This is a genomic window from Variovorax sp. LjRoot175 (assembly GCF_964253805.1).
Lineage (GTDB): Bacteria > Pseudomonadota > Gammaproteobacteria > Burkholderiales > Burkholderiaceae_C > Variovorax.
In genome coordinates this window covers 672,057-695,492 of record NZ_CAXURY020000002.1, presented here as the reverse complement: position 1 = coordinate 695,492, position 23,436 = coordinate 672,057, and the positions used below count along the sequence as shown (strand labels likewise).

At 65.2% G+C, this 23,436-nt stretch carries 21 protein-coding genes and 4 pseudogenes; 11 read left to right on the top strand and 14 right to left on the bottom strand.

What is annotated here, in order from left to right; genetic code table 11:
* A complete protein-coding gene (locus ACSQ89_RS33350; RefSeq protein WP_436296876.1) occupies positions 1-6,552 on the top strand; it encodes a hypothetical protein in 6,552 nt (2,183 codons plus the stop codon).
* Positions 6,553-6,612: 60 nt separating this feature from the next.
* Here ACSQ89_RS33350 and ACSQ89_RS33345 read toward each other — a convergent pair whose 3' ends face one another.
* Positions 6,613-6,765 carry a hypothetical protein gene (locus ACSQ89_RS33345; protein ID WP_436293033.1) on the bottom strand — a complete coding sequence of 51 codons (153 nt, stop codon included), beginning with the start codon at positions 6,763-6,765 and terminating at the stop codon, positions 6,613-6,615.
* Between ACSQ89_RS33345 and ACSQ89_RS33340 the strand changes: the two genes are divergently transcribed.
* The 5 genes from ACSQ89_RS33340 to ACSQ89_RS33320 all read left to right on the top strand — a co-directional run bounded on the left by ACSQ89_RS33340 (position 6,715) and on the right by ACSQ89_RS33320 (position 11,950).
* Positions 6,715-7,515, top strand: coding sequence for a tripartite tricarboxylate transporter permease (locus tag ACSQ89_RS33340; protein WP_436292882.1), 801 nt, complete (start codon positions 6,715-6,717; stop codon positions 7,513-7,515). The genes ACSQ89_RS33345 and ACSQ89_RS33340 overlap by 51 nt on opposite strands.
* A 58-nt stretch (positions 7,516-7,573) precedes the next feature.
* Positions 7,574-8,479, top strand: coding sequence for a LysR family transcriptional regulator (locus ACSQ89_RS33335; protein ID WP_436292881.1), 906 nt, complete (start codon positions 7,574-7,576; stop codon positions 8,477-8,479).
* 337 nt (positions 8,480-8,816) lie between these two features.
* Entirely contained in the window at positions 8,817-10,382 is a 1,566-nt protein-coding gene (locus tag ACSQ89_RS33330; RefSeq protein WP_436292880.1) for an AMP-binding protein, read from the top strand.
* A 45-nt stretch (positions 10,383-10,427) separates the two neighbouring features.
* The gene (locus ACSQ89_RS33325) at positions 10,428-10,895 is read left to right on the top strand and encodes a VOC family protein (RefSeq protein WP_436292879.1); all 468 of its coding nucleotides are present in this window, start codon (positions 10,428-10,430) and stop codon (positions 10,893-10,895) included.
* Between the two features lie 83 nt (positions 10,896-10,978).
* Positions 10,979-11,950 carry a Bug family tripartite tricarboxylate transporter substrate binding protein gene (locus tag ACSQ89_RS33320; protein WP_436296875.1) on the top strand — a complete coding sequence of 324 codons (972 nt, stop codon included), beginning with the start codon at positions 10,979-10,981 and terminating at the stop codon, positions 11,948-11,950.
* A gap of 48 nt (positions 11,951-11,998) precedes the next feature.
* On the opposite strand, the gene ACSQ89_RS33315 is transcribed toward ACSQ89_RS33320, so the two are convergent.
* Positions 11,999-12,589: a TetR/AcrR family transcriptional regulator gene (locus tag ACSQ89_RS33315; protein ID WP_436292877.1), complete on the bottom strand. Its 591-nt coding sequence runs from the start codon at positions 12,587-12,589 to the stop codon at positions 11,999-12,001.
* Between the two features lie 117 nt (positions 12,590-12,706).
* Between ACSQ89_RS33315 and ACSQ89_RS33310 the strand changes: the two genes are divergently transcribed.
* Positions 12,707-13,495, top strand: a complete 789-nt coding sequence (locus tag ACSQ89_RS33310; RefSeq protein ID WP_436292876.1) for a crotonase/enoyl-CoA hydratase family protein — start codon at positions 12,707-12,709, stop codon at positions 13,493-13,495.
* Positions 13,496-13,540: 45 nt separating this feature from the next.
* On the top strand, positions 13,541-14,014 hold the full coding sequence (locus ACSQ89_RS33305; protein ID WP_436292875.1) for a tautomerase family protein: 474 nt from the start codon (positions 13,541-13,543) through the stop codon (positions 14,012-14,014).
* Between the two features lie 7 nt (positions 14,015-14,021).
* Here ACSQ89_RS33305 and ACSQ89_RS33300 read toward each other — a convergent pair whose 3' ends face one another.
* The 4 genes and pseudogenes from ACSQ89_RS33300 to ACSQ89_RS33285 form a co-directional block, all read right to left on the bottom strand.
* Positions 14,022-14,180: a hypothetical protein gene (locus tag ACSQ89_RS33300; protein ID WP_436292874.1), complete on the bottom strand. Its 159-nt coding sequence runs from the start codon at positions 14,178-14,180 to the stop codon at positions 14,022-14,024.
* 109 nt (positions 14,181-14,289) lie between these two features.
* Positions 14,290-14,445, bottom strand: coding sequence for a hypothetical protein (locus ACSQ89_RS33295; protein WP_436293032.1), 156 nt, complete (start codon positions 14,443-14,445; stop codon positions 14,290-14,292).
* A 111-nt stretch (positions 14,446-14,556) separates the two neighbouring features.
* A pseudogene (locus ACSQ89_RS33290) lies at positions 14,557-14,649 on the bottom strand (phytanoyl-CoA dioxygenase family protein); the annotation flags it as partial.
* An 83-nt stretch (positions 14,650-14,732) separates the two neighbouring features.
* Positions 14,733-15,179 (bottom strand): annotated as a pseudogene (locus ACSQ89_RS33285) (phytanoyl-CoA dioxygenase family protein); the annotation flags it as partial.
* Positions 15,180-15,519: 340 nt separating this feature from the next.
* Between ACSQ89_RS33285 and ACSQ89_RS33280 the strand changes: the two are divergent.
* Both ACSQ89_RS33280 and ACSQ89_RS33275 read left to right on the top strand, forming a co-directional pair.
* Positions 15,520-15,600, top strand: a pseudogene (locus ACSQ89_RS33280) (nitroreductase); the annotation flags it as partial.
* Positions 15,601-15,711: 111 nt separating this feature from the next.
* Positions 15,712-16,164: pseudogene (locus ACSQ89_RS33275) on the top strand (IS5 family transposase); the annotation flags it as partial.
* 49 nt (positions 16,165-16,213) lie between these two features.
* On the opposite strand, the gene ACSQ89_RS33270 reads toward ACSQ89_RS33275, so the two are convergent.
* The 7 genes from ACSQ89_RS33270 to ACSQ89_RS33240 all read right to left on the bottom strand — a co-directional run bounded on the left by ACSQ89_RS33270 (position 16,214) and on the right by ACSQ89_RS33240 (position 22,657).
* Entirely contained in the window at positions 16,214-16,576 is a 363-nt protein-coding gene (locus tag ACSQ89_RS33270; RefSeq protein ID WP_139191634.1) for a hypothetical protein, read from the bottom strand.
* Between the two features lie 2 nt (positions 16,577-16,578).
* Positions 16,579-18,579 (bottom strand): DUF637 domain-containing protein, encoded by a 2,001-nt coding sequence (locus ACSQ89_RS33265; protein ID WP_436292873.1) that lies wholly within the window; start codon positions 18,577-18,579, stop codon positions 16,579-16,581.
* Between the two features lie 113 nt (positions 18,580-18,692).
* Positions 18,693-20,402: a hemagglutinin repeat-containing protein gene (locus ACSQ89_RS33260; RefSeq protein WP_436292872.1), complete on the bottom strand. Its 1,710-nt coding sequence runs from the start codon at positions 20,400-20,402 to the stop codon at positions 18,693-18,695.
* A 42-nt stretch (positions 20,403-20,444) separates the two neighbouring features.
* Positions 20,445-20,912: an RES family NAD+ phosphorylase gene (locus ACSQ89_RS33255; RefSeq protein WP_170855508.1), complete on the bottom strand. Its 468-nt coding sequence runs from the start codon at positions 20,910-20,912 to the stop codon at positions 20,445-20,447.
* Positions 20,909-21,490, bottom strand: a complete 582-nt coding sequence (locus ACSQ89_RS33250) for an MbcA/ParS/Xre antitoxin family protein (RefSeq protein ID WP_244503771.1) — start codon at positions 21,488-21,490, stop codon at positions 20,909-20,911. The genes ACSQ89_RS33255 and ACSQ89_RS33250 overlap by 4 nt, the downstream gene beginning before the upstream one ends.
* 311 nt (positions 21,491-21,801) lie before the next feature.
* The gene (locus ACSQ89_RS33245; RefSeq protein ID WP_436292871.1) at positions 21,802-22,110 is read right to left on the bottom strand and encodes a type II toxin-antitoxin system RelB/DinJ family antitoxin; all 309 of its coding nucleotides are present in this window, start codon (positions 22,108-22,110) and stop codon (positions 21,802-21,804) included.
* 343 nt (positions 22,111-22,453) lie between these two features.
* A complete protein-coding gene (locus tag ACSQ89_RS33240) occupies positions 22,454-22,657 on the bottom strand; it encodes a hypothetical protein (RefSeq protein ID WP_093103656.1) in 204 nt (67 codons plus the stop codon).
* A gap of 81 nt (positions 22,658-22,738) precedes the next feature.
* Between ACSQ89_RS33240 and ACSQ89_RS33235 the strand changes: the two genes are divergently transcribed.
* Positions 22,739-22,918 (top strand): hypothetical protein, encoded by a 180-nt coding sequence (locus ACSQ89_RS33235; protein ID WP_139191640.1) that lies wholly within the window; start codon positions 22,739-22,741, stop codon positions 22,916-22,918.
* Positions 22,919-23,189: 271 nt separating this feature from the next.
* On the opposite strand, the gene ACSQ89_RS33230 is transcribed toward ACSQ89_RS33235, so the two are convergent.
* Positions 23,190-23,399, bottom strand: a complete 210-nt coding sequence (locus ACSQ89_RS33230) for a hypothetical protein (RefSeq protein ID WP_436292870.1) — start codon at positions 23,397-23,399, stop codon at positions 23,190-23,192.
* Positions 23,400-23,436: the final 37 nt, after the last annotated feature.

The following is a 23,436-nucleotide window of genomic DNA, read 5'->3' as shown; positions in this document are numbered from 1 at the left end:
ATGAACGCCCTGCTCCAGTCGATCGCGCCCCACGGCGCGCCACCGCTCGATGCAGCGGGCTTCACGGCTGCCGCGGGCGGCATGCCCTTTGGCAAACGGCGCGCGGCCAACGAGAACGCCGGCAAGCCTCGCGAGCCGATCCACCACGTGATCCATGTACCGGGCGCTGCCTTGCCGCTGGTCGTCGAGCGTGACCCCGATGGCCGGCTGCTGACCATCGGCGCTGGCGAGCGCCTCTATGTCGATGCGCGCCAACCCGGGCAACTGTTGTTCGATGGCGGCTTCGTCAAGGTGCAGGCCATCGAACTGCCCGGCGGCCTGCTGCGCCGTGTGCAGCTTCGCACCGAAGAGAGCGGCCGCGTCGAGCAGTGGAGTGAACGCTACGGCTGGGATGCCAAAGGCCGGCTGGTCGATGTCGATGGCGTCTCGGTCGCGCATGACGAGCAGGGCCGCATCACCGCCTGCATCGACCGCGACGGCGGTCCGACCTGGCACTACGGCTACACCGGAGAGCACCTGACCGTCATCCAGACGCCGCATGTGCTGCGCCACATCCTGCGCGACGCCAGCGGCCGTCCGGTCGCATGGCGCGAATCGGCGCACGGCACGCAGCGCGAAGGCCGCATCCGCTACGACGATGCCGGCGCGCGCCTGCCCACCCGCAGCACGCCGCTGGGTTGGGAGATGGATGCCTGCGGCCGCCTGCTCGCCATCTGCGACGACGAAGGCCGCGTGCGCCGCACCTTTTTGTGGGATGGCTGGCTGTGCCTTGGCGCGATCGACGGCGAGCCCGGCGAACCGCTGGGCGAGGTCTACAGCCTCGACCCGGGCGGCACGCCGGTGCGGGTGTGCACACGGCACGGCATGCGGCGCCTGCCGCGCGATGGCTTCGGCGAGTCTTTGCTGAACCTGCAAGACGATGACGCGGCACGACCAGGCCTCTACGGCGGCGCCATCGCCAGCGATGGTCTCGTGCACCTGCCCTATCGCCGGCTCGACCCGCGCCTGGCCAGCTTCGACTGTCCGGACCCGCTGCACGGCGAAGCCGGCGACCCGCGGCGCGCCGGTGGCTGGCAAGGGCCCCTGCAGATCGAATTGCCCGCGGCCGGCCCCTACACCGTCTGCCGCCACAACCCGGTGTCGCTGGCCGACCCCACCGGCGCGGTGTCGGACCTGTGGTGGCTGATCCCGAGCGCGCTGACGTGGTCGATGCAGAACACCATCGCCAGCCTGCTGGGCATGTGGCTGAACCTGCAGTTCTCGCCGCTGGGCTGGATCGTGAGCGCAGTCGCTGGGGCAGACCCCTTCGATGCCGAATGGATCAGTGCGAACAACCACGATGCCTTCGGCCTGCGCGCCGATGGCTGGATGTCGCGCATCCAGCCAGTCGCATGGACCTACCAGTTCCTCGTCAACGAAGAGAAGGCGAGCTTCACCGCACTCGAAGACGCGCGGCTTTTTTCGCCTGGCGCCGAGTTCCGGCCCACGCTGTACGCGAGCCTGCTGCGCTGTGCGCCGGCCAGCGGCACCAGCTTCGTGCTGCGCGGCACGCGCGCTTCGCCGAACGCGACGGTGCTCACCGACTGGTCGCGTTGCGGCGGCACCGCGGAGGCGGCCATTCCCGGATCATTGCTTCCGGTGTTCCCCAGCGGCGGCATGCACTTCGACACGGTGCAGCGCGGCGTGCACGCGCAGACCGCCGACATGATCGAACTGACGATGGCCGCCAGCCCGCTCACCGGCCTGGCCGGCAACTTTGCCGCGCTCGTCGTGCCCGGCACGACGCTGGGCGTTGCGGCCGGCGCGGACGTGGTGCTGGCCGATGCGCCCGGCCTGCTCGAAGTCGTGCGCGTGCTCGATGTGGACGAGGTCGGCCCCAGCACGCTGCTGAAGGTCGAACCGACGCTGACGCACTTGGGCGGCGGTGCGCTGCGCCTGCAAGGCCTCATCGCGCCCGCAGCGCCCGCCGGTCCCGAAGCGCTGACGCCCGTGGTGAGCGATCAACTGTTGCTTGGCGTGGCGGGCAGTTCACTGGACTACGCGCCGTCGCTCAGCATCCTGCGGCTGGCGCGTGCCGGTGCCACGGTGCACGTGGCGCGTGTCGACGGGTTGCGTGCGCAACTCGCGATCGACTCGCCGGTGCCGGCGGCCGTGGGAAACGACTTCAGCGTGCGTTCGGCCATGGCCAGCGGCAACTTCAATGGCCGCATCGGGCCGACGCCCATCCAATACGAAGTGCAGAGCGGCGCCGCGCCCCCCCCCGGCAGCGGCATCCTGATCGGCAGCGGCGCCACCGCGCTGCCGGCCATCGTCGTCTCCGCAGCGGGCGCCGTGCTGACGGTGGACCGCGATCTCTCCGCGCTCGGCGTGGCTGGCACCACGCAGCCGTGGCAGCAACTCGCGGCCGCCGGCGATCTGGGCCAGCACGCGGGCGCACCCGAGGCCACGGCGGTCTTGACCTATGCGCCCATCTCGCCCGGCGTCGCGCCCACCAGCGGCTTCGTCTGGCTGCAAGGTGCGCAGGCGGCGGTGCGGCAAGTCACCGCACTCAACCACGACGCCCTCGTGCTGAGCCACCCGTTGCCGGACAACACGCCCGACCCCTTCGACACCACGCGCTGGCGCCTCGCCGCTCCGGACATTTCGGGCGTCAGCGCCGGCACCGTGCAAACGATCGCGCTGAACGCCGCCATGCCCGCAGGCACCACGGCCCTGCACCTGCTGCCCTTTGGCGCAGCCACGGTGACGGCCGGCGCCGACCTGTTCGACGCGGCCGCCGTGCTGACCTATGCCGATGGCACGCCGCCCGTGGCGACCACCCCCATCGACAACGGCGCGATCGCCAACCCCATACGCGCTGGCGACGTGGTGGTGGTCACGCCCGCCACGGGCCAGCCAGTCGCGGGTGCGATCCGGCGACTGCGCCTGCAGGTCACGCTGGACCGCAATTTGACGCTCAGTGGCGGCACGGTCGAAGCGGCGCTCATCGCAGCCGACGCGCCGGTCTACACCGCCGCGGTCGGCAGCGGCACGCGGGAACTGGACCTGACCATGCCGAGCGCCGGCACGCCGCAAGCCTTCGACGTCAATGATTCGGCGCAGGTGAGTTTCGTGGACGGCGGTGCGGCGCAACTGCGCACCTACGTCATCAGCGCCGTCGTCGACGCAACGCTGACCTACGCCGCCGACCCCGCCAATCCGGACGTGCCCGCGGGGGCCACGGACATCATCGTGCAGCGCCTGCCCTTGACCACGGCGATCCGCATCGCCGACCTCGTGCTGCAGTTGCAGGTGTCCGTCGCCGGCGGACAGCGCCTGGACATGCCGCGCTTCGTGCCGGGTGAACTGGTGCTGGTGAACTTCCGCGACGGCACGGCTTCGCGCGTGCGTCACTGCCTCGTCGACTCGGTGGCCGGCATGACGCTGACGCTGAGCGACGATGCCATCATCCCCGCCACGGCCACCGAGATCAGCGTGCACCGGCTGCAGGTGCAAGACCCGGGCAACGGCAGCGCGCGCTGGGGCATCGAAGGCACGGTCGACACGCCGAACCAGATCACCTTCAGCGTGTGGGACGCAGCGGACGGCCTGGGGCAGCCCCGGCTCGCCATCATCGATGGCGGCGCGGTGCATGCAGTGCAACTCGTGGCCGCGCCGCAGCCGCTCACCATCGAACTGGGCGTGGCCGGCAACTCGGCTGCGCTGGTGGGCACCGTGCGGCTGGCGCGACCGCCCGCCGCCGGCACGCCCACCGTCGTCACCGATTTCACCGTCGACAACCTCACGCTGCAGTTGCCCCTGACCGCCGCGCTGATCGCAGCGGGCGGCATGACAGCCATCGTGCCCTACACCGACAGCACCCGGCGCGTGGCGGGCAACCTGCATGCCGGCTCGGTGCGCATGCCCGACGACCACGAAAACGCTGGCATCGAGCTGACGCGCCGCCAGGCGCTGGAAGACCACGAGCTGATGCACACGGTGCAGTCGGCGCGGCTCGGTCCCATCATGCTGGTGGCCTTCCCGCTGTGGGCACTGGAACTGGCCAACGACCTCACGGCCGCCGGCGGCCCCGCCTTCTCGCCCTACCTCGCGGGCACGCTCAACAACGGCGTGCTCACGCCGTCGAATGCGACCGGCTTCGAGGAAGGCGGCAAGGTGCAGGTCGCGCAGAACCGGCGCGTGCAAACCGTGACGCTGGCCTCTGCCGCCACCGGCGGCGGCTTCAACCTGAGTGACGGCGACCGGCGCGCGCTGGGCACCGCGGGCTTCGGCAACGGCGCGGTGCAGCTGCGCCGGCCGTTGGTGAGCACCGGCAACGACGTGCTGGAGTGGATCACCAACATCGGCCAACTGTTGACTGTGGGCGGCCTGATGAACGTGCTGTCGCTCGCCGGCTGGGGGGGGCTGGCGGCCATCATCGTGCAGATCGTGCAGGCCATCCGCTATGCGGCGCGCTCCAACGTCAACGTGCCGATCGCGGACGACAAGATCACGCTGACGCTGGAGGCCGGCCAGAAGCTCGAAGGACTGGAGGCCGGCGTGCTGGTGGCACTCAAGTCGGGCGACCAGATCTTCATTCGCGCGGTCGACACGATTGTCGACCGCGTCGTCACGCTCGGTGCGCAGGTGCCGCTGAGCGGACAGGTCGAGCTGTCGGTGTACTCGCCAGGCGCATCGGTGTTCGGCTTGCGCAGCTTCTATCCGGCCACGGTGGCGGACGAGAACCAGCCCGCGCGCCTGACCATCGCCGCCGTGGGCAACAGCACGCTGAGCCTGGCAGTGCATGACCGCGTCGAAGTGCGTGCCTCTGCCGGCAGCGCGCACCGCACGCTGGTCACGCGCGTAGACGGCACGTCTGTCGAGCTCGAAGAAGCGGTGCTGCTGCGCGCCGACCAGCCCAACGAGTTCCTCATCGGAAAGATCGCCGAGGAAGATCCCTCCGGCTGGCTCGATGGCTGGCTGCTCAACGAACTGCATCTGGGCTGGATGCAATATTTGCACGACCCCTGGGGCCAGATCCTCTACCGCGGGCAGCCGGCCGCCGACAACGGCGCCGGCCAGTTCTTCGCGCGCTCGGCACGCTACCTGTTCGGCACGCAGTCGTGGATGTGCTGCTTCCTCGGCTTTTTCTGGAACGACAACGCCTACCAACGCGCCAACCCGCACCGCTCGCGCATGGAGCAGGAAGCCTCGCACCGCAGCGGCGACACCTACTGCCCCCTGGGCAGCATGCACGGCAGCGTCGCGGTGATCGGCGACGTGGCGCGCTACTGGCTCACGGTCAGCGGCGGCACGCGCGATGGCAACGGCAACACGCCGACCGACATGATCGCCTTCGGCCAGCAGGACGCACCGACGTTGAACTTTGTGCAGGCGCCCACGGTCACCCTGCCTGCCGGCAGCAGCTTTGCCATGCCGGGAGCGCTCTACGCACAGAACGCGACGGGCACGCTGGCCGGTGTCGGCGCACGCGGCTTCATTCCGACGAACAACGTCCTCGAACGCTCCTGCGGCATGCACGTCGCCTTCTCGCGGCCGGCGCCGACCGGCAACTCCTACCGCATCACCGCCCAGGGGCTGGCCGGCCTGAACAACTCGCTCGACGCGCAGAGCGCTGGCCGTGCGACCATCTTCTACGACCAGACGCCGCGCGACGTCGACGTGACTGCGGCAGGCGTGCCGATTGCCGAGGCGGGCGCCACGCCGTTGCAGGTCCTGCCCTTCCAGCGCGTGCGCTTCGATGTGGACCCCATCGCCAGCCGCGTCTACCGCGTGACGGTGGGCGGCGAGGGGCGCAGTTTCGACACCGACGAACTCAGCGTGACGGCACGCGGCGTGCTGGGTGCGGATGACGTGGAGATCAGCCGCTTCCACCATTTCAACGGCACGAACTACGACTCGGGCATCGGCCCGATCCACCTGCCGGCGGACTTGCACATCGCGGTGCGGCGCTTCCGGATGGAGGTCATCGACACGCTGCCGCTGCGCGCCACCGCGGACCATCTGGCCGCGGCCATCGCGAGCATGCAACCGGGCGGCGATGGCTTCGTGCTCGTGCCCTCGCCCATCGCGCCATTTCCGACGACGGTGGTGGTGGGCGGCACGCTCGCCGTGAATGCGCAACTGGTGCCGGCCACCGCCACGCTGTCTGCGCAAACCACTGCGTTCCTGGGCGACGGCGGCGCGATGCAGGTGCAGGCGCCGGTCGGCGAACCGCCGGAAGACACCGTGCCGCTCACCATCACGATCCAGGTCGGTGCCGACGCGGCGAGCGCAGTGCCGGTGCGCTGCACATTCGATCTGGTGCCCGCGTTCACGCTGACCAGCGCCGGCGGCTTCAACGTCGCGCCCGGCACAACGATCACGCTGACGAGCAGCGATGGCACGGCGATTCAGGCTGTGTCACCGCCCGCCGGGCTGACGATCGTAGCGACGGGTGCGGATCTGGCGGTGACGGTGGATGCGGGTCATGCGGTGGGGCCGGTGACGGTGCAGGCGGTGGACGAGGGCAATGCGCAGCGGCAGGCGCGGCGCGTGATCACGGTGGCTTGAGCGAAAGCCTGCGCTATTGGGTTCAGCCTGAGTGCCTCCCGACAGTATCTCTACTGGCGATCAAGCCTTTGCTGGTTCATTGCTGTCGCCGTTCTTGCGCAGCATCTTGATCAGCAGGACAGCGACGATCACCAAGGCAAAGCCGACGGCCCTCGCGGCGGTGTGCACCCAGGTGCCGTGCGCTTCGATGGCGTGGACCGCATTGGGCAGCAAGGGGTAACATGGCTGCGCGGCATCGGACTGGGCTTTCCGATCGGCGCACTTCCCGCAGGCGGCGCCGAAGTGCCGACTCTCTTGTCGTACACGGTCGAGCGCAAGCTGGCCGTGAAGCCCGAGGAGTTCGGCAAAGGCGCGATCGAGGGCGTGGCGGGACCTGAGGCCGCGAACACCGCGGCCGCGACCGGCACGCTGGTCCCGCTGCTCGCACTCGGACTGCCGACCTCGGCCACCGCCGCGATGATGCTCGCGGGCTTCCAGCAGTACGGACTGGTGCCAGGCCCCCTGCTCTTCGTCACCAACGCCGATCTGGTCTGGGGCCTGATTGCCAGCTTCTTCATCGGAAACCTGATGCTGCTGGTGCTCAACCTGCCGCTCGTAGGCCTTTGGGTGCGTCTTCTGAAAGTGCCGCAACCATGGCTGTACGCAGGCATCCTGGTGTTCGCGGTGATGGGCACACTCGCTGCGAACCCGTCCACGGTCGAATTGGTGATGCTGGTGACCTTCGGGATCTGCGGCTATCTGATGCGCTGTTGGGACTACCCGGTGGCACCGATGATCGTCGGGCTCATCCTCGGCCCGATGGCGGAGAGCCAGTTCCGGCGCGCGCTGCAGATCAGCCTGGGCGATGGACTCGTGTTCTTCAAGCACGCGGGCTCCGCCACGCTGCTGGCGCTGGCGCTGTTTGCGCTGGTCGCACCGTTGATCTTCAAGGGCCTGAAGCGGTTCAAGGGCGACGACGCCTGAGACGAAGTTGCCCGTTTCCCCATGAGCTTCCGAGCCGCGCCTCGGCTATGCTGCTTCGATGCGCCTTGAAGATTTGGATGTCTTTCGAGCCGTTCACGAGACCGGCAACTTTCAGCGGGCCGCACTTCGCTGCGGACTGAGCCAGTCGGCCGTCACGAAGGTCGTGCGCAAGCTCGAGGACGAGTTCGGCGTCCAGTTGATGGAGCGCGGTGGGGGGGCGCTCGCGCTGACCCCTGCTGGCCGCACCTTGTACCTGCGAGCCATGGAACTCAGCGTGCTTACGACCGCGACGCGGCGCGACATGGCCGGCGAGGTCGCCGCGCTCCGAGGGGCGATACGGCTCGGCATCGTACCGGCGCTGCTCGGTAGCGTCGCCGCGCCGGTGCTGGCCGACATGCTGCCGGGACCTCACTCCGTCCAGTTGCTGGTAAGCGTGAAGCATTCGGCAGAGCTGGTGCGCATGCTGGAAGAAGGCAAGCTCGACCTGGCGGTGTGCTTCGGCGTGCAGCACCTCCCGCCCGACGTTTTGCGCACGCGGGTCGGACCTCAGCGCTACAGGCTTGTGGTTCGCGCCGGGCATCCGCTGGCTGGAAGCGTCCCAAGCATGGAACAACTGTCGAAGTCGCGTTGGCTTCTTCCGACTTCCGACGTGACGCTTAGGACGGAGGCGGAGCGGATGTTCGCCGATGCGGGCTTCGGTGCACTGGACGTGCGCGTCGAGACCGATACCTCGGCCACGCTTCTGATTCCACTGCTGCGGCGAAGCGACCTGATCACGGTGCTTCCTGAGCAAGCGTTCCAGCCACTCGCGGGCGAAGGGTTGGCAGCGCTGGACGTCGACCTGCATGCGCTAACAGGCGAAGTCACGGTCTATCACCGGCGCAAGACGCCCTCCGTGGGACTGCTGATGGAGTTGAAGCGTCGACTAGAGGCACAGGCCCGCAGCAACGCCCTGTCCGGCTAGCGCGGGCAGCATTCCGCCAAGGAATCGATGTAAGAAAAAAAGTCGTCGGAGCGTCCCTACAGTTCCCGAACGGCTCCGGGGCATTCGTTCGCAACTTCCCGGATCAATCTGGTGCATCGCGCCACCTGGCTTTGGGTCTCGAGTGGATCTGGCCCGGGTAAGCGTTGCTGTGCTCGTTTGACGGACTCACGTTCGTGCCGCGCAATCGCGGTCCGCGGCCAACGACCAGACCGCGGCCCTTCCCTATCAACGAAGCCGAAGAGCGGCTTTGCAAAAGAGAAAGCGACCGATGGACCTCCGGGACAGCTTGTACGATCGTTTCCGCCAATCGGCACAAGTGTTTGAAAAAACCCCGTTCCTGGCCGTTCCCGGTCGGCTGGCCGAAGCATGGGAGGTGCAAAGGGAACTCCAGTTCGGCGAAGTTCTCGATCGGGTCGATGCGCTGAAGGCGAAGTATGCGGAACAGGGTGTGAGCGAGGGAGACCGGGTGGCGCTGGCCTTCGAGTCGAGGCCGGAGTTCGTCTTCCAGTACCTGGCACTCAACGCGCTGGGTGCCTGCGTGGTCCCGCTGAATACCGATCTGACGGTTGCCGAGCTGTCTTACCAGCTCGGACACTCCGGGTGCGGCGCCGTCGTCGGTCTGCCTGCGCTGCGGCCGCTGCTCGCGAGCTCCATCGAAGCCTCCGGTCACGCGATTGTGTTGAGCACCCAGGGCCCGGAGGGACTACCCCGCTTGCAGCGCCGCGCGAACACGGCCGCCGAGCCAGCTGTTCCATCGGACCGCGTGGCCGCCATCCTCTACACCTCCGGCACGACTGGCAGGCCCAAGGGCTGCGTGCTGACCAACACCTACCTGCAAACGGCGGCGGACTACGCCTGTCAGCTGCCGCCGCATCTGGCCTTCGCGACTGGCGCCGAGCGGCAGATGAATCCGTTGCCGCTCTATCACATGAACGCGATCAACACGCTGGGCACTGCCATCGTGACAGGCTCCTGCTATGTGATGCCGGGGCGGTTCAGCGCGACGCACTGGTGGAACGACATCGTCGACACCCGGACCACGCGCTTCAAGTACCTCGGGATCATGATTCCGGCATTGCTGGGCAAGCCCGAGACCGAGCACGACCGGCACTCGGGTGTGAGTGTGGCGTTCGGCGCCGGCGTCGATCCCGTGCTTCACGAGCGCTTCGAAACGCGTTTCGGCATCCCGCTCATCGAGGTCTGGGGGATGACGGAAACCGGTCGGTTCATGTGCGTCGACCGGGAGCCGCGCCAGATCCATACGCGGGCCTGCGGCAGACCGCTGCCGGGCCTGCAGGCCCGCATCGTCGACGACGCGGGCCAGGAAGTGACCGACGGCGCGGTGGGCGAACTGGTGGTGCGCCACATCGCGGAAAACCCGCGCCATGGCTTCTTCAGCGGCTACCTCGACGACGCAGAGGCGACCGAGGCCGCATGGACCGGCGGCTGGTTCCACAGCGGCGACCTGTGCACCCGCTCGACCGACGGGCTGTTCACCTTCGTCGACCGCAAGAAGAACATCGTGCGCCGCAGTGGCGAGAACATCTCCAGCGCGGAAGTCGAAGCGGTGCTCGCCGCCAGCCCGCTCGTCAAGCAGGTAGCCGTGATGGCAGTGCCCGACGAACTGCGCGACGAGGAAGTTCTTGCCTGCGTGATTCCCGCCGCGGAGGGCGCCCGCGACCATTCCCTGGCCATGGCGCTGCTTCAGTTTGCCGCGGAACGACTGGCTTACTACAAGCCGCCCGGCTGGATCTACTTCGTCGATGAGCTGCCGATCACCGGCACGCAGAAGGTGCAGAAGCACCGCGTCTTTCCTGACGGCTTCCACGCCGAGCTGCCCGGCCTGCACGACGTGCGCGACCAGAAGCGTTGGAAGAAGTGAAGCAGACACATTGCCCCAACCCACGTCAATAGAGAGAGAGACAGCATGACAGAAGCCGCTCCCAGTTCCAGCCACAGCCGCAGTCGGCCCTATGGTCTCGACGATCGCTATCACCTCCAGCACGTCCACCTGTTCGCGTCGAACATCGACGAGACCATCGCGTTCTACAGAACGTGGTTCGATGCCCGCGTCACCTGGGATGGCGACTACGGCGGCGCACGCAATGTGTTCATGAAGATCGGCATCGGTGCCATGCACTTGTACGAGCAATCGCCGCGCGACCTGGGTCGCAATGCAGTGCATCACCTGGGAATGCAAGTGGTCGGCCTGCATGACGTCTACGAGCGCATGAAGGCAGCGGGCCTGCATCTGCCCAACCCCGTACGGGAGCATTCCGGCGGCGGCTACTTCATGGTCAAGGCGCCGGACGACGTGCTGCTCGAAGTGTTCGAACCCGGCAAGAGCCGCGATCCGCGCGTCCGGGAGTACTACGGACTGGGCACTGGCGAATAAGGCAGCCGCACTTCCGTTCATATTCACAAAAAGACTGCTGCCCGCTTCCATTCAGATTGGCGCAGCAACCGAAGGAGACATACATGCGATTCATCAAGATCACGATCGCGGCCGCAGCGCTCGCCTGCAGCGGCCTGTCATTGGCCCAGAATTACCCCAGCAAGCCGGTGACTCTTGTGGTGCCCGCTGCGCCTGGAGGGGGAACGGACATTCTGGGAAGAGTGTTTGCCGAACAGTTGAAGAAGCGGCTTGATCAGCCGGTCATTGTGGACAACAAGGCTGGAGCTTCAGGAATGATCGGGACCCAGGCGGTCACCAAGGCCGCGCCAGATGGCTATACCTTGTTGTTCACCTATTCGTCTCCGATCTATTACGCGCAGCACACCTTCAGCAACGTTCCATACGACGTCAAGCGTGATCTGGCGGTGATCTCAGAGGTCGCAACCAACACAATGATCCTTGTGGTGAACAAGGATGTGCCGGCAAGGAACATGAAGGAGTTCGTTGCATGGGCCAGGAAGGAAAAGGGGCATCTCAGTTACGGATCTCTCGGGACGGGCTCGGGCGGGCATCTCACAGCAGCGTATTTGAGCAAGATTCAAGGCCTCGAAATGGTTCATGTGCCCTACAAGAGCGAGGCGCCTTTTGCCCAGGATCTCGCAGCCGGGGTGGTGCCGTGGGGAATGGGAACGCTTGCGCCCATGCTCCCACTGATTCAAAGCGGCAGGGTACGACCGATTGCCGTTCTTTCCGAAAAGCGCCTGCAGGGTTTGCCGAATGTGCCAACCATGAAAGAGGAAGGTTTCCCTGACCCCGAACTGGTCACCATGTCCTGGTTCGTGCTGGCAGCTCCTGCAGGAACGCCAAAGCCGATTCTCGAGCGCCTTGAGAAACACGCACGTGAAATAGCGCACAGCCCCGCGATGAAAGCGAGGCTCGAGGAGCTTGGGATGGACGCTGTTGGCGGGAGTGCAGCAGACTTTCGTCGGAACTTTGATGCAACGGGGCCTCTCATCGTGAAACTCGTGAAGATCTCAGGCGCACGAAACGAATAGGTCATTTGGGACAACGCCCATGGTCTCGCCCTGCCTCGCGGAAGAGATTCAGCGCGCGGTCGCCTCCAGCAGCATGGCTTTCAGCTCCAACTGCACATCGTCCAGCGCGCGCGTGCTGCGCGCGGCTCGGCACATCGCCACGGTGCCTTCGATGGCGGCTACGGTGAGCGCCCCCAGCCGCTGCGCGCGGCTTGCGGCCACGCCCTCACGGCGCAGCGCGGCGGCCAGGATGGCTTCCCAGCGCTCAAAGGCGTCGTGGGCGAGTTCGCGAAGGTGCTCCCCCGACGCGGCGTCCTCCTCGTCCGCCATGGGTTCCACCGCCACTGCCAGCACGGGGCAGCCGGCCTCGAAGCCGGAGCTCTCGAGGATGCGGCGCCACCAGCCGACGAAGGCCTGCAGGCCTTCGACCGCGCCGCGCTCCTGCATCAGCGTTTCGAGCGGCACCGCCACGCTCTCGGTGGCGTGGCGCACCGCCTCTTCCAGCAGCTGTTGCTTGCCGCCGGGAAAATGATGGCCCAGCGAGCCGCGCGGTGTGCCGGTGTGCTGCACCACGGTTCGCAGGCTTGTCGCGTGCACGCCGCGCCTGCTCAACAGGTCGGCGGCGCCGGCGATCATCTTGTCTCTGGTGAGGGAGGACATGCGGGTTCTTCTCTATGTCGGATGTCATAGGGAGTGTATGATGAAACCTCTATGACAAGTGACATAGTCGCCTCAGCCGCCGATGCGCACCGAAACCCAGCCCAAGGAGAACTCGCCATGGCAGATGAAACCGTCGCGCCTCAGGTGCGAATGTCGGTCCAGGACCACGTATGCATGATCTCGCTGGACAACGCGGCGAAGAAGAACGCCATCACGCCGGAAATGATGCAGCAGCTGTCCCAGCACCTCACGACTTTCGACGATGATGACGAGCTGTGGGTGGCCGTGCTGGATCCAGCGGGCGAGCACACCACCGCGGGGTTGGACATGCCGAAGTTCTTCGGCCCCGCCGCGACCGCGAAGCCGATCCCGCCGCAGCAGGTGGATCCGCTCGGACTGGCCCGACGCTGCCGCAAGCCGGTGATCTCGGTCGTTCACGGCATCACCTACACAGTGGGCATCGAGATGATGCTCGCGGCCGACATCGTCATTGCGGCTGACACGGCGCGCTTCCATCAACTGGAGGCGAAACGGGGCATCGCCCCTCTGGGCGGAGCGCACTTCCGCTATCTGCAGCGCATGGGCTGGGGCAACGCGATGCATCTGCTGCTCCTGTGCGAGGAGTTTTCGGCGCAGCGCGCGCTGGAGGTCGGCCTGGTGCAGGAGGTTCACTCCTACGGCGCCCACCGCGAACGCGCGCTCGACATTGCTCGCCGCATATGCACCTGTGCACCCATCGGGCTGCGTGCCACCAAGGCGGCGGCGCTGACCTACGTGCAGCAGGGCGAGGCCGCGGCGATCACCGCCATTCCCGAAATCCGCAAGCAGGTCTTCGCCAGCGCTGACTTCAAGGAAGGCCTGCAGTCGTTCATGGAACGGCGTGAGGCCCGCTTCCAGGGCCGTTGAGATTCGGACCAACGCATTCTTCTACCAACTGCAACTCATCCCATCATGACCATCGTCACCGTGACCACTCCCGAAGGCCGTTTGTCGCCCGAGCAACGGCGAGAACTCGCCCTGTCCCTGACCGACGCGGTGCTCGTCCCCGAGGTTGGCCAGCTCGCGCCGCCGGCCCGCATTGGATTCCAAGTGCATTTTGTCGAGCGCACACCCGACTGCATGGCGATCGGCGGCCAGCTTCTATGCGATCAGTCGCCCGCGCCCGACGTCGCCACCTTCGACATCTGCGTGATGGATGCGGCCTGGCCGCTGCCGGTGCGCAAGCAGGTCACCGAAAACGTGCTCGCCGCGATGGCCAAGGCGTGCGCCATGGAGCAGCCCTCGCCGGCCTGGTGGACCACGTTCCGCACGATCGACGAAGGCAGCTGGGGCTCGCGCGGCAGCGTGCTGTCGATCCTGGACCTGCTGCCCAGCGGCGTGTTCACGCCCGAACGTGTGGTCGAGATTCGCAAGGCGCTGAACTGAAGGATTCTCAGAAGATCAGCACGCCCCTGCCCGAAGCGCGCAGACGGCTCTCCACCGCTGCAATGGTGGACACGACCTTGGAGGACTGGATTTCCAAGCCAACCATCGGCTTCAGAAAACCTTGAGCCGCGATCTCGGCGAGGTCCGCTAGTTGCTTGGTCGGCATTCCACAGATACTCACCGCAAGTGTCCGGATCCTGGCCGGCACCAATTGCTGCAACGGATCTGGCGTGACGCGAACGCCTCGCCTTCTGATCTGCTCACCAAGAACACGTTCAGAAAATCTGCTCACCCTCACGGTCGACATTCAACAGGCGCTTCGGATGCATGCCGTTCACCATACCGAAGAATGGCGGCAGCACGCTGTAGCCGATCATGCGCAGCAGATCCTCTGAAAGAGTTTCGGCGATGGCGAGGGATATTTCACTCATGAAGTTTTCCTGCTGTCTCAGCCAAGGCTCGCAATATTGGCAAGTTACAGCCAAGCGCGACCGAGGAGAAAGATTGCGCCCTCCTCCATGCCACAAAGTACCAAGGAACACCACAACGGAACCGGCCGGCATAACGCAAGGGATGAGCTCATCAGCCGTCGGCTTTCGATGATCGTCCCAGGTATGGCTGCCAGGAACGACCACTGTAGAACCATTCTCCGCGGTGAAGTCGTCAATGGCCCAGATCGTGGCTGCCCCGAGCGCCTTGCGCGGACGCGGAAGGGATAGGCCCCGTCATCGTGATGGAGAAGTTGAGGCTCAGACCCAGGCATGATGTTGATGATCTGCGCCTGCGAGAGCAGGTAGTTGGGAAGAAAGATCCGATCCAGAAGACCCAGTACGCGGGGGTGCTCCGCCAATGCATCCACGGCCCGGGTTTTGCTGAAAACGTCGTACACCCGCTGCGTGAGTTTGCCCTCAAAGCTATTGCGGCTCGTGGGGCCCAAGCATTCGTCTGCAGCTGCGCGAATTTGCTGCAATTGATCCGGTGCGAGCAGCGATTCGATGATGACATACCCATCTCGGATGAGCCGAGCGTAGTCCGCGTCTATCAACTCGACCTGAACACCCTCGTAGTTGGTTCGAGTTGTCCTGTGGGTACGCGCAAGATCACGCTTGAGTTCATCGAGATGATGAATGTCTTCAGGCTTCGAAGCGGGGGCATGGAAATTCATCCGACAAATCCTCTCGGCTCGCGCACACGAGCCTTCATCAAATCATGTGCTCAGCGCCGTCGCGCACGCCGACGAGATCGCGTTTCACGACAACACTCACCGTCAACCCACACGCGGGCGAGTACGCGCCGAAGGCATGTCTTCGCCAAGCGCCGTTCCTTATATGACAATTGTCATGGAAGACATCATCTGCTTGGTATGAGTTTCGGCACAAAATAGCTGTCGGTAAGAGGTGCAAAGTCGGCGACGTGTCAGCTCTATGTCACTTGGCATATTTCACTATCATTCATAGAGACATATCGGCAGATCCATCTCTACTCTTCAGACGAAACACCGCATCTTCGCGTTCTTTGGTGCACCCGTCGCGCTGTTCTGCAGCGTTCATCGCGGTATGGGTCCGCCGCAGTGGTCCGATCTAGGGAAATGCTGATCAATAGGTCGCTTCGGGCACGGCCCGTGCATGCGTGAACGTACCGCAAATCACAGCACCACCGAGATGAACCAACGCAGCTTTGCCAGTGCCGAGTACGCGATGAAGAAGAAGCGCACGCGGCGCGAGAGGTTTCTGGCCGACATGGAACGCGTCGTGCCGTGGGCGCGACTGATTGCTGTGATCGAGCCGCTGTACCCCACGAGCGGGCGCGTCGGGCGACAGCCGATCGGCGTTCCCAGGATGCTGCGCATGTACTGCCTTCAACAGTGGTACGGCCTGGCCGATGAGGCGCTGGAGGACGCGCTGTACGACAGCCAGGCGCTGCGCGACTTCGTGGGCATCGACCTGTCGCGCGAGTCGGTGCCCGATGCCACCACCCTGTTGAAGTTCAGACGACTGCTGTTGGACAACGACCTCACCAAGGCCCTGTTCGAGGAGATCAACGCCCATCTTGCCGAGCAAGGTCTTCTGATGCGCGCGGGCACCATCGTGGACGCGACCATCATCGCTGCGCTCAGCTCGACCAAGAACGCGGGCAAACGCGCGATCCCGAGATTTGCTCTTGTCAACCCACTGCCCCGATGCATTCTGACCTCGGTATTCAACCAATGCCAAGCACGCGGCTGATCAAGTCTGGCCTAGTAGCGCGGCTCATTTGAATCCAATAGAAATGCATCTGATCTCGAGCCCGCTTGTTTCGGAGGAACCACTCCTTTGCTTGAACTAGATCTCTTGGCTCCAAGGAGTCTTGCTCTTCCATCGAAGCCAACAATAGCAAGGCGAGCGCGCTACGACATTCATCGTTCAAGTTGCCGAGCACCAAAAGATTCAACATCTCGTGAATCCTTTTTGGATCTGCAAGTTCAAACTCCCAGTCCTGCTCTCGTCCTGTCGCAGGCAGCTTCAGCAATCGATTGATCTCAGCCACTGCACGCGCAGTGGCCCCATAGAATTCATGTGACATTTTTAGAGCTCCGGATACGCCGTTTTGACGCCGCCTCTGCCTGGAACTATCCTGACCGAGGAGGCTGGTGCATAGGTTCCGTCGGGCATGATCACGCGTGCAGGAAACCCGCTGGGCAATGGGATGGAGATAGCGCCGTTTGACAAGTTGCTGAGATTCTCTTGGATGAGACGAGCCGCTGCTTGATCGTCTAAAAACTGACCTGTAGGTGTTCCTGAACCGGCAGCTCGTTTTGTCAGGAATTCAGTTTGCCCTTGGCCATGAGTATCGAAGGTGTGGCCGAATTTAGCTCGCGTCAGAGCAATCGGCCCCGTGCTTTCTCCTGGTTTTTTGCCCCCAATGCTCATCCCCACCACCCCGGCCGCCTGCAGCGATCCGGTGATCGCCGCGCCCACCAAGTCGCGGATGCTGGCTGCTTCCTGCCGCGTGCCCAGCGTGTTGTACAGCCTCGTCATGTCCTCGATCTGCCGGCCCAGCAGATCGCCCACCAGCGCCTTCTTGTCGGCGGTGTCGGCGTACTCGTAGGCGACTATGAGATTGGTCAAGCTCAAGTTCGCGCTGTTGGCCAGCGCCATGCATTGACTCAGGTCTCCCCCACTGCCGCAGGCACTGTCCATGCGCTGTGCCTGCTTGTCGGCGTCACGTGCCATCTCCTCGCGCAACTGTGCGATGTCGCAGGTCCCGCCCGTGCCGCTGGAGCAGGCTCGCAAGTCGCTCATCAGCTTGGCCGAGCCGCGCAAGCTCAACGCATTGTTTGCAGCAGCGTTGGCGCCTGCAGCAGCAGCAATGTTGATCTCGGCAGCGTCCAGTCCGGCGAGCGCGCCGGCAATGCCGGCGAACATCTGAGCCATTTCGACAGCACCAGGTCTGAGATTGCCGAACTCGTCGCGCCCGTACGCGTTGCCGCTGATTTCTCCAATCACCGCGCCGATCGCGCCGGCGCCGCAACCGGACGAGTTGTCCGCTTTGCCGGCGCCAACAGCGCAACCGGCAATGGCATGAGCAATCTTGTTGGTGAAGTCATCCAGCGTGCCAATGGCGGTGAGGGTTCCGATCGCATTGGCAGTTTGGGCCGCCACCGTGTCGAGCAGCGCGTTCTTTAAGCCCTGCTTCAGGTTCTCCTCGAAGCTGCCGCCATTGATGGCCGTGCCGATCACGGCTCTCGCCGCGCCGGCGGTGAGGTTCTGGCCCAATTGCGTCATGAACTGCTGAGCACCACCGCCGACCGTTGGCAAGCCGGTGGGGTTGAGGTTCAGTCCACCCAGCACGCCGCCCGTGACGACGGCAGTCAGCAGGTTCTTGACGCTGGCGCTCGATCCCAGATCGTTCAGCGCGCCGCCTAGATCGCCTTGGTTGTTGACGAGCGCCACCGCCGCCTGGCCGGCCAGCGCCGTGATGCCCGCGGTGACTGCACCACCTACTGCGCTGGAGATCGTGGCACCGGTCGTAGCGCTCACGAAGGTGCTTCCCGTGGTCAGCACAACACCCTCACCCGCACCCACCGCTGCCGCCTCGCCCACGGCGGTGCCCGCGCCGGACGCTGCCCCGGCGGTCACAAACGCCGCTACCAGCGTCACGATGGCCGCCCCCTCGGGCGTGAGCCCCTGCTGCTCATGGCTCCAGTTCTTGTGCGCCTCCTCGACCTTGACCCAATCGATCTTGCCTTGCAGCTTCGGATCGTTGTTGAGTTGCTCCACCCAGCCCATGCCCGGCTGCTTGGCGAGCTGTTCGACGCTGTCCCTTGCCCCGATTCCCGCCTGCACGTGGTTGGCATTGACCGCCAGGTTGACAGCGTTGAACTGGTTGTAGTTGGTGGTCTGGTCCTGGGTCCCCTTGTCCTTCGTCTTCTGGTAGCCGAGGTCGCGCCCCTGGCTGGTTTCGCTCTGGCTGTGCTCGGTGGTCTGCGTGCCCAGGAGCAGGGTGTCGGCGTTGAGCGTGAGGGCGCCCGACGCATTCATCGTGGTGCCGAACATGGCGAGCGTGTCGGCAGCGCTGATGGTCACGTTGGTGCCATTGAGCGTGGTGCGCGTGAGCGTGCTGTCCTGGATCTCGGTGGTGATGGTCCGCTTCGCGTTGATGCCGGTGCTCGGGTCGTGCCAGATGAACTGGTTGGCGGTCAGGCCTTGCCGCTGGTGCTGCTGGTGCCGGTGACCGAGCTGGTGTTGGTGGCAGCCTGGATGGTGACCTGACCGCCGTTGATGACGATGTCCTTGGCGGCGTCGACCTGCACGCCCACCATGTTCACGGTGCCGCCCTGCAGCAGCACGCCACCCTGGCTGCTGGTGATGGTGCTGGCCGACGCGGTGTCGGATTGCAGCTCGACGCCTGTGGTGCTCCCCTTGGAGAAGGGCAAGACGGGGGTGATCGGCGCGCCCACCGCCATCCCCAGCAGGCCGCTCACGCCGCTGGTCTTGCGGTCCTGTTCGGCCGAGGAATAAGTCGTGTTGCGCCCCTCGACGATGGTGAGGTTCCGGCCGGCAATGGCTCCCGCCACGCCGCTGAGCGCACCTGCCGCCGTGTGCAGCGCCACGCGGTACTCGCCGCCTTCGGCCCATTTCGCAGCTTCGGCCTTGTCTTCGCGGGCAAGGGCTTCCCGCTCCTTCTTGCCGGCATAGTCGCCGATCTCCCTCGCCGCGTTCTGATTGAACTGCTGCGTGATCTGCGCCTGCGCCTGCACGTCCTTGACGATGGTCTGGGTGTTCCAGTCCTTGACCAGCGTCCCGGCGCTGGCGTTGTCGCCGGCCCTGACCGATTGGTCTCCGGCGATGCCGCTTATGCCGCATCGCGTCGTGCTGTTTTGGTTGTTGCCCGAGTCGCTGCCTACGCCGGCGCTGCCGCTGGGCGGCACGGCCCGCTGCCCCTCCTTGGGATCCCATGATGGATTCCCGTCCGCCTGCGTGGTGTAGCCCAGGCTGACCCCACCGCTGACCCCGTAGCTGCTGCCGCTGGAGCTGCTGACGTTCTGAAGATCGCTCATCGTCAGGCTGCCTCCAGTCGCGAAGCTGTTCTTGCCTGCGTCGATGGCCGCCTGGGTGCTCTCGATGACCGCGCCCGTCAGCGTCGTGTTGCCCCGAACGTTCACGTCGAAGCCGCCGTCGCCGGCCTTGATGCCGGCCTGGGTGTTCGGGCTCACGAACACACCATTGCTCTTGGCGCCGGCAGCGCTGCCGCTCACGGTGGCAACTGCCCCGTAGCAGATGGGCGGGATGCACAGGCTCACGTTCAAGCCGCTGCTCGATTGCCGGCTCTGGCCCACGCTCACGTCCTGCAGCGAGGCGATGCTCAGATCGCCGCCGACGTCGGCCGTGACACGGTTGGCCTCGACCACCGCACCGTTGAGGGTGAGATCGCCGCCGCTGGCGATGTTGACGGCCTTGCCGCCGCTCACCTGCCTGGCGTTGTAGCGGGTGTCGTCCTGGTTGTTGCTGCCCTTGCCTTGGCTCACACCCAGTTGGATGCTGAAGCCGTTCTGCGCCCCGGCGCCGAAGGTCACGCCGACGTTGGCGCCGCTGCTGCTGTTCTGGCCTACCATCACGCTGGTGTCTTTGCTGGCCTGCAGCGTGATGTCATTGTCCGCGGCGAGGTTGACGGTGTTGCCGGCGGCGATGGTGGAGCCGCTCGCGAGGATGTTGGAATCCTTGCCCCCGCCGGTGGCGACGATGTTGACTTTGTTGCTGCCCACAACGCTGGAGCCCACCGCCTGTTTGCTGGTGGTGACGCTGGTGCTCTGGCTCTCGTTGCGGCTCAGGTTGACGCTGACGCCGTAGCTCAATTGGCCGCCGCTGGCCAAGGCCTGAGCGCTGTCATACGCCTGCTTGCCGCTCATGGCGAGGTTGACCGCGCCCCCAATCAGCGCAGGCGTCGGCCTTCAGAACATCCGCTTGTCGAACCGGAACGGGTTGCGCTCGACCGTGATCGTGACCGCCGCGTACTGCGGATGGTCCGGGTTCAGCAAGATGTTGGACTCGTCCGGCTCGACGGCTGACGGCACCCACAGGCCCAGCGAGGCGCCCGAGGCGCGCCACGTGATCCCGGCGCTCTGTGTCCACAGCTCATCGGCGCGCCAGTTGTCCGGCAGTCCCGCCTCGCGGATGTCCATCAGCACCGCATCGTCAGGCAGGTCGAGCCGCAGGAGCGCCTGATTGAGCGGCTGCACGCCGTTGCAATGCACACGCTTTTCAAGCTGGCACAGCGCGCGGCTACCGCCCGCGTAGACCACCGGCTGGCCCTCGGGCGGCGTGCGGTGCCAGCGCCCGGACTCGAAGGTCGAGCCGAGCCACAGCGTCGAGAGCGTCAGGCCCTTGGTGCTGCCGATGCGCCAGACGGCGATGCTCAAACGACACCGCCGTACTCGATGGCGTTCAGCATCGCGCGCACCTTGGCACCGCCGAATTCGTTGCCAGCGAACTCCATCGGCGTTTTTCCCCCGAGCAGATCGTGTGGTTTGGTGAGCCAAGTCTTACCATCCTCGCCGAACACCTCGGCGGCGCGCACCAGCAGGTCGCTGTGGCGCAACATCCGCTCGGTCACCGAGGCGTCCATCTCGGTCTCCGGCCCGGCGCGAGAGAGCGTCGATGGATGCACGTGCAGGGCGAGGAACAGGTCCTTGCGCCGCTCCATGCCGGTCGCTTCGAACCATTGCCGGACCGCTGCTGCGGTGACTGGCTTCGCGGCGAGCGTCGCCGCAAGGTCGATATTGAAGTTCATGCGATGGTGGCCGGCCTCGTGCATCTCAACGAAGACCTTCGCTCGGGTCAGCGCGGCAGCGCCCTTGCGCTTGGCGGCGCGCAGATCGCTGAGCGAAGTGAAGACGCTCTCAAGTCGCGCGGTCAGCTCATGCACCGCCTTCGACTGCTCGACGGCGTCCTGAGCTGCTTCCTCGATGAACCCCGTGATGACGCCTGCGGCCGGCACGCCCTGCGGCGCGGGGATCAGCCGCTTGGCGACCGGGCTGGGTTGATGCTGGGGGGTTTGTCGTGTCATGGGGGAACATTACCATGAATTGCAAACGCAACGCTAGTACATTGCAATTGCACGCACGGCTGCCGAGGATTCCGGCCACCGTTGCGGATACCTGGGCGAACCACCGCGCCCACCGGCCGATGGGCGCCTCGACAGCGCCGCCGCGTCGCCGCCCACTGCAATCGCCGCGCGCGGATCGTCTTGTTCGATGAAGTCGAAAATCCGCTCCCGGTCATCCATCGCCAACGGCGACCACTCCAGCCTCACGCCTCACCTTTACCCGCTTTGAGCAGCGCAGTTGCTCGGCGCTTGGCGAAATGCGCTTCAACCTTCTCGTACGGGACGGCGGGGCGCGGATCATCCAAGGCCTCCTGCACCTTGGCTCGGAACCAGGCGTCATGGGCCGCAGCGTCAACGGTAAAACCCGCCGGCAATGCGCCCTCCTTGGCCACACGTGTCAGAACGATCCTCATCACGTCCGAGACGGTGAGGCCGATGTTGTCGAGCACCGCGGTGGCGCGCTCCTTCACGTCAGCGTCGATGCGGGTCTGTACCAATGCGTTTGCGACCATGGCGGGCCTCCAAGTCAGAGAACAACGGATTTATTGTAATTCAATTGAATGACATCGCAAAGTGCAACGGTGCAGCGCCTGGTTGGGCTGGACGCAGCAGCAGGTGGGCTCAGCTCGCTGCTTGGCCTCTTCCTGCTGGCCCACAAGCCCCGACGCGGGCGCTTCAGGCTCACGAACCGACTCGTTGACAAAGCCGGGGGAAGCCGCTCCGCCCTGGCCTCGACCTTGTCGCGTCCACTTCCCGCGCTCCTATGGGCGCGCCCCGAACAAGGGATTCCGCAGCGCAAGCAGATGACGGATACGGTGCAACCCCCCGGCTGCCTGGTACCCCTTTTCACTGGCGTCAGACCGCGGATTCCGGCTTGCGGAGGTGCGTCACCCGCTCGAGGTAGATGGTCCCTTGATGCAGGGGAAACTTGTCCATGTGCGCCAGCTTGCCGTTCCCCTTCATGAAGCGCATGCCCCAAGACACGATGACCGCAATACCCCGCGCACCGAGTTCGTCAAGCAGTTCCTGGATGTCGCGCGCCAAGCTCGCCTCGTCCATCGCATGTCGACGCGACCATCAAAACCGTCGTGCAGCGTGCGAGCGTGCAATGCGCCGCCCCTTCACCAAGACGTCCTGATCATGCTGGAATTTGGTTCGGCGCAAGTTCACATATCCAATGCGGGCGCCGTTATCGCTGCCAATCATCGCGCAGCACCTACTACTACCGTGCAGCCTGAGCAGATTGCCGATGGACGTCTGGTCGAACTCATCGGTGACATCCAGGACGAGCTGCCTGGGTACGGCTATCGACGCGCGTGACGCGTGAACTGCACGCGGGCGCCCGGTGAACCAATAAACGGGTTGCTCGCGTGATGAGGGCCAACGGACAGGGAATCGGAGTGATCGTACTTTTTGCGCAAACTGATACGGCCAGCGGCGATATTCCGTTGGAGATCAAGGCTTTGCGGCGACCGGTGGTCACGACATGACCCGAGCTCGCAAGTCGTTGCCGCGCAAAGTGTTTTTGCCCCAAGCGCCCCAATTCCCGTGAAAAGTACGATCATTCCAAGTGGGGCTCCGGTGCAAACCTTTAGCGTGGCCGAGTAACTTGCCAAAGCGCCGCGCAGGTCGGGCCGAAGCACGGCGTTCCAGATTGTGGGCGCACCTTGGCCTCGAACGGCAGCCGGGCGAGATCGAACTGGCCCTTGCGGATGCGATGCAACAACTCCACGCCAGCGATCGTCACCGCCGCGTGGTTGAAGACCTTGAAGTCGAGCATGGGGTTGATGCGCGACTTCACGCCCCGATGGCTTTCTTGCCGGGGCCGTCGAGAACGG

Bases quoted from the DNA above. Each gene is read 5' to 3' on its own strand.
- ACSQ89_RS33335 (WP_436292881.1), top strand. From the start codon at position 7,574: ATGCGCCTTGAAGATTTGGATGTCTTTCGAGCCGTTCACGAGACCGGC.
- ACSQ89_RS33295 (WP_436293032.1), bottom strand. From the start codon at position 14,445: ATGAGTGAAATATCCCTCGCCATCGCCGAAACTCTTTCAGAGGATCTG.
- ACSQ89_RS33350 (WP_436296876.1), top strand. From the start codon at position 1: ATGAACGCCCTGCTCCAGTCGATCGCGCCCCACGGCGCGCCACCGCTC.
- ACSQ89_RS33305 (WP_436292875.1), top strand. From the start codon at position 13,541: ATGACCATCGTCACCGTGACCACTCCCGAAGGCCGTTTGTCGCCCGAG.
- ACSQ89_RS33235 (WP_139191640.1), top strand. From the start codon at position 22,739: ATGCTGGAATTTGGTTCGGCGCAAGTTCACATATCCAATGCGGGCGCC.
- ACSQ89_RS33270 (WP_139191634.1), bottom strand. From the start codon at position 16,576: ATGTCACATGAATTCTATGGGGCCACTGCGCGTGCAGTGGCTGAGATC.
- ACSQ89_RS33315 (WP_436292877.1), bottom strand. From the start codon at position 12,589: ATGTCCTCCCTCACCAGAGACAAGATGATCGCCGGCGCCGCCGACCTG.
- ACSQ89_RS33240 (WP_093103656.1), bottom strand. From the start codon at position 22,657: ATGGACGAGGCGAGCTTGGCGCGCGACATCCAGGAACTGCTTGACGAA.
- ACSQ89_RS33300 (WP_436292874.1), bottom strand. From the start codon at position 14,180: ATGCCGACCAAGCAACTAGCGGACCTCGCCGAGATCGCGGCTCAAGGT.
- ACSQ89_RS33310 (WP_436292876.1), top strand. From the start codon at position 12,707: ATGGCAGATGAAACCGTCGCGCCTCAGGTGCGAATGTCGGTCCAGGAC.
- ACSQ89_RS33260 (WP_436292872.1), bottom strand. From the start codon at position 20,402: ATGAGCGGCAAGCAGGCGTATGACAGCGCTCAGGCCTTGGCCAGCGGC.
- ACSQ89_RS33325 (WP_436292879.1), top strand. From the start codon at position 10,428: ATGACAGAAGCCGCTCCCAGTTCCAGCCACAGCCGCAGTCGGCCCTAT.
- ACSQ89_RS33245 (WP_436292871.1), bottom strand. From the start codon at position 22,110: ATGGTCGCAAACGCATTGGTACAGACCCGCATCGACGCTGACGTGAAG.
- ACSQ89_RS33320 (WP_436296875.1), top strand. From the start codon at position 10,979: ATGCGATTCATCAAGATCACGATCGCGGCCGCAGCGCTCGCCTGCAGC.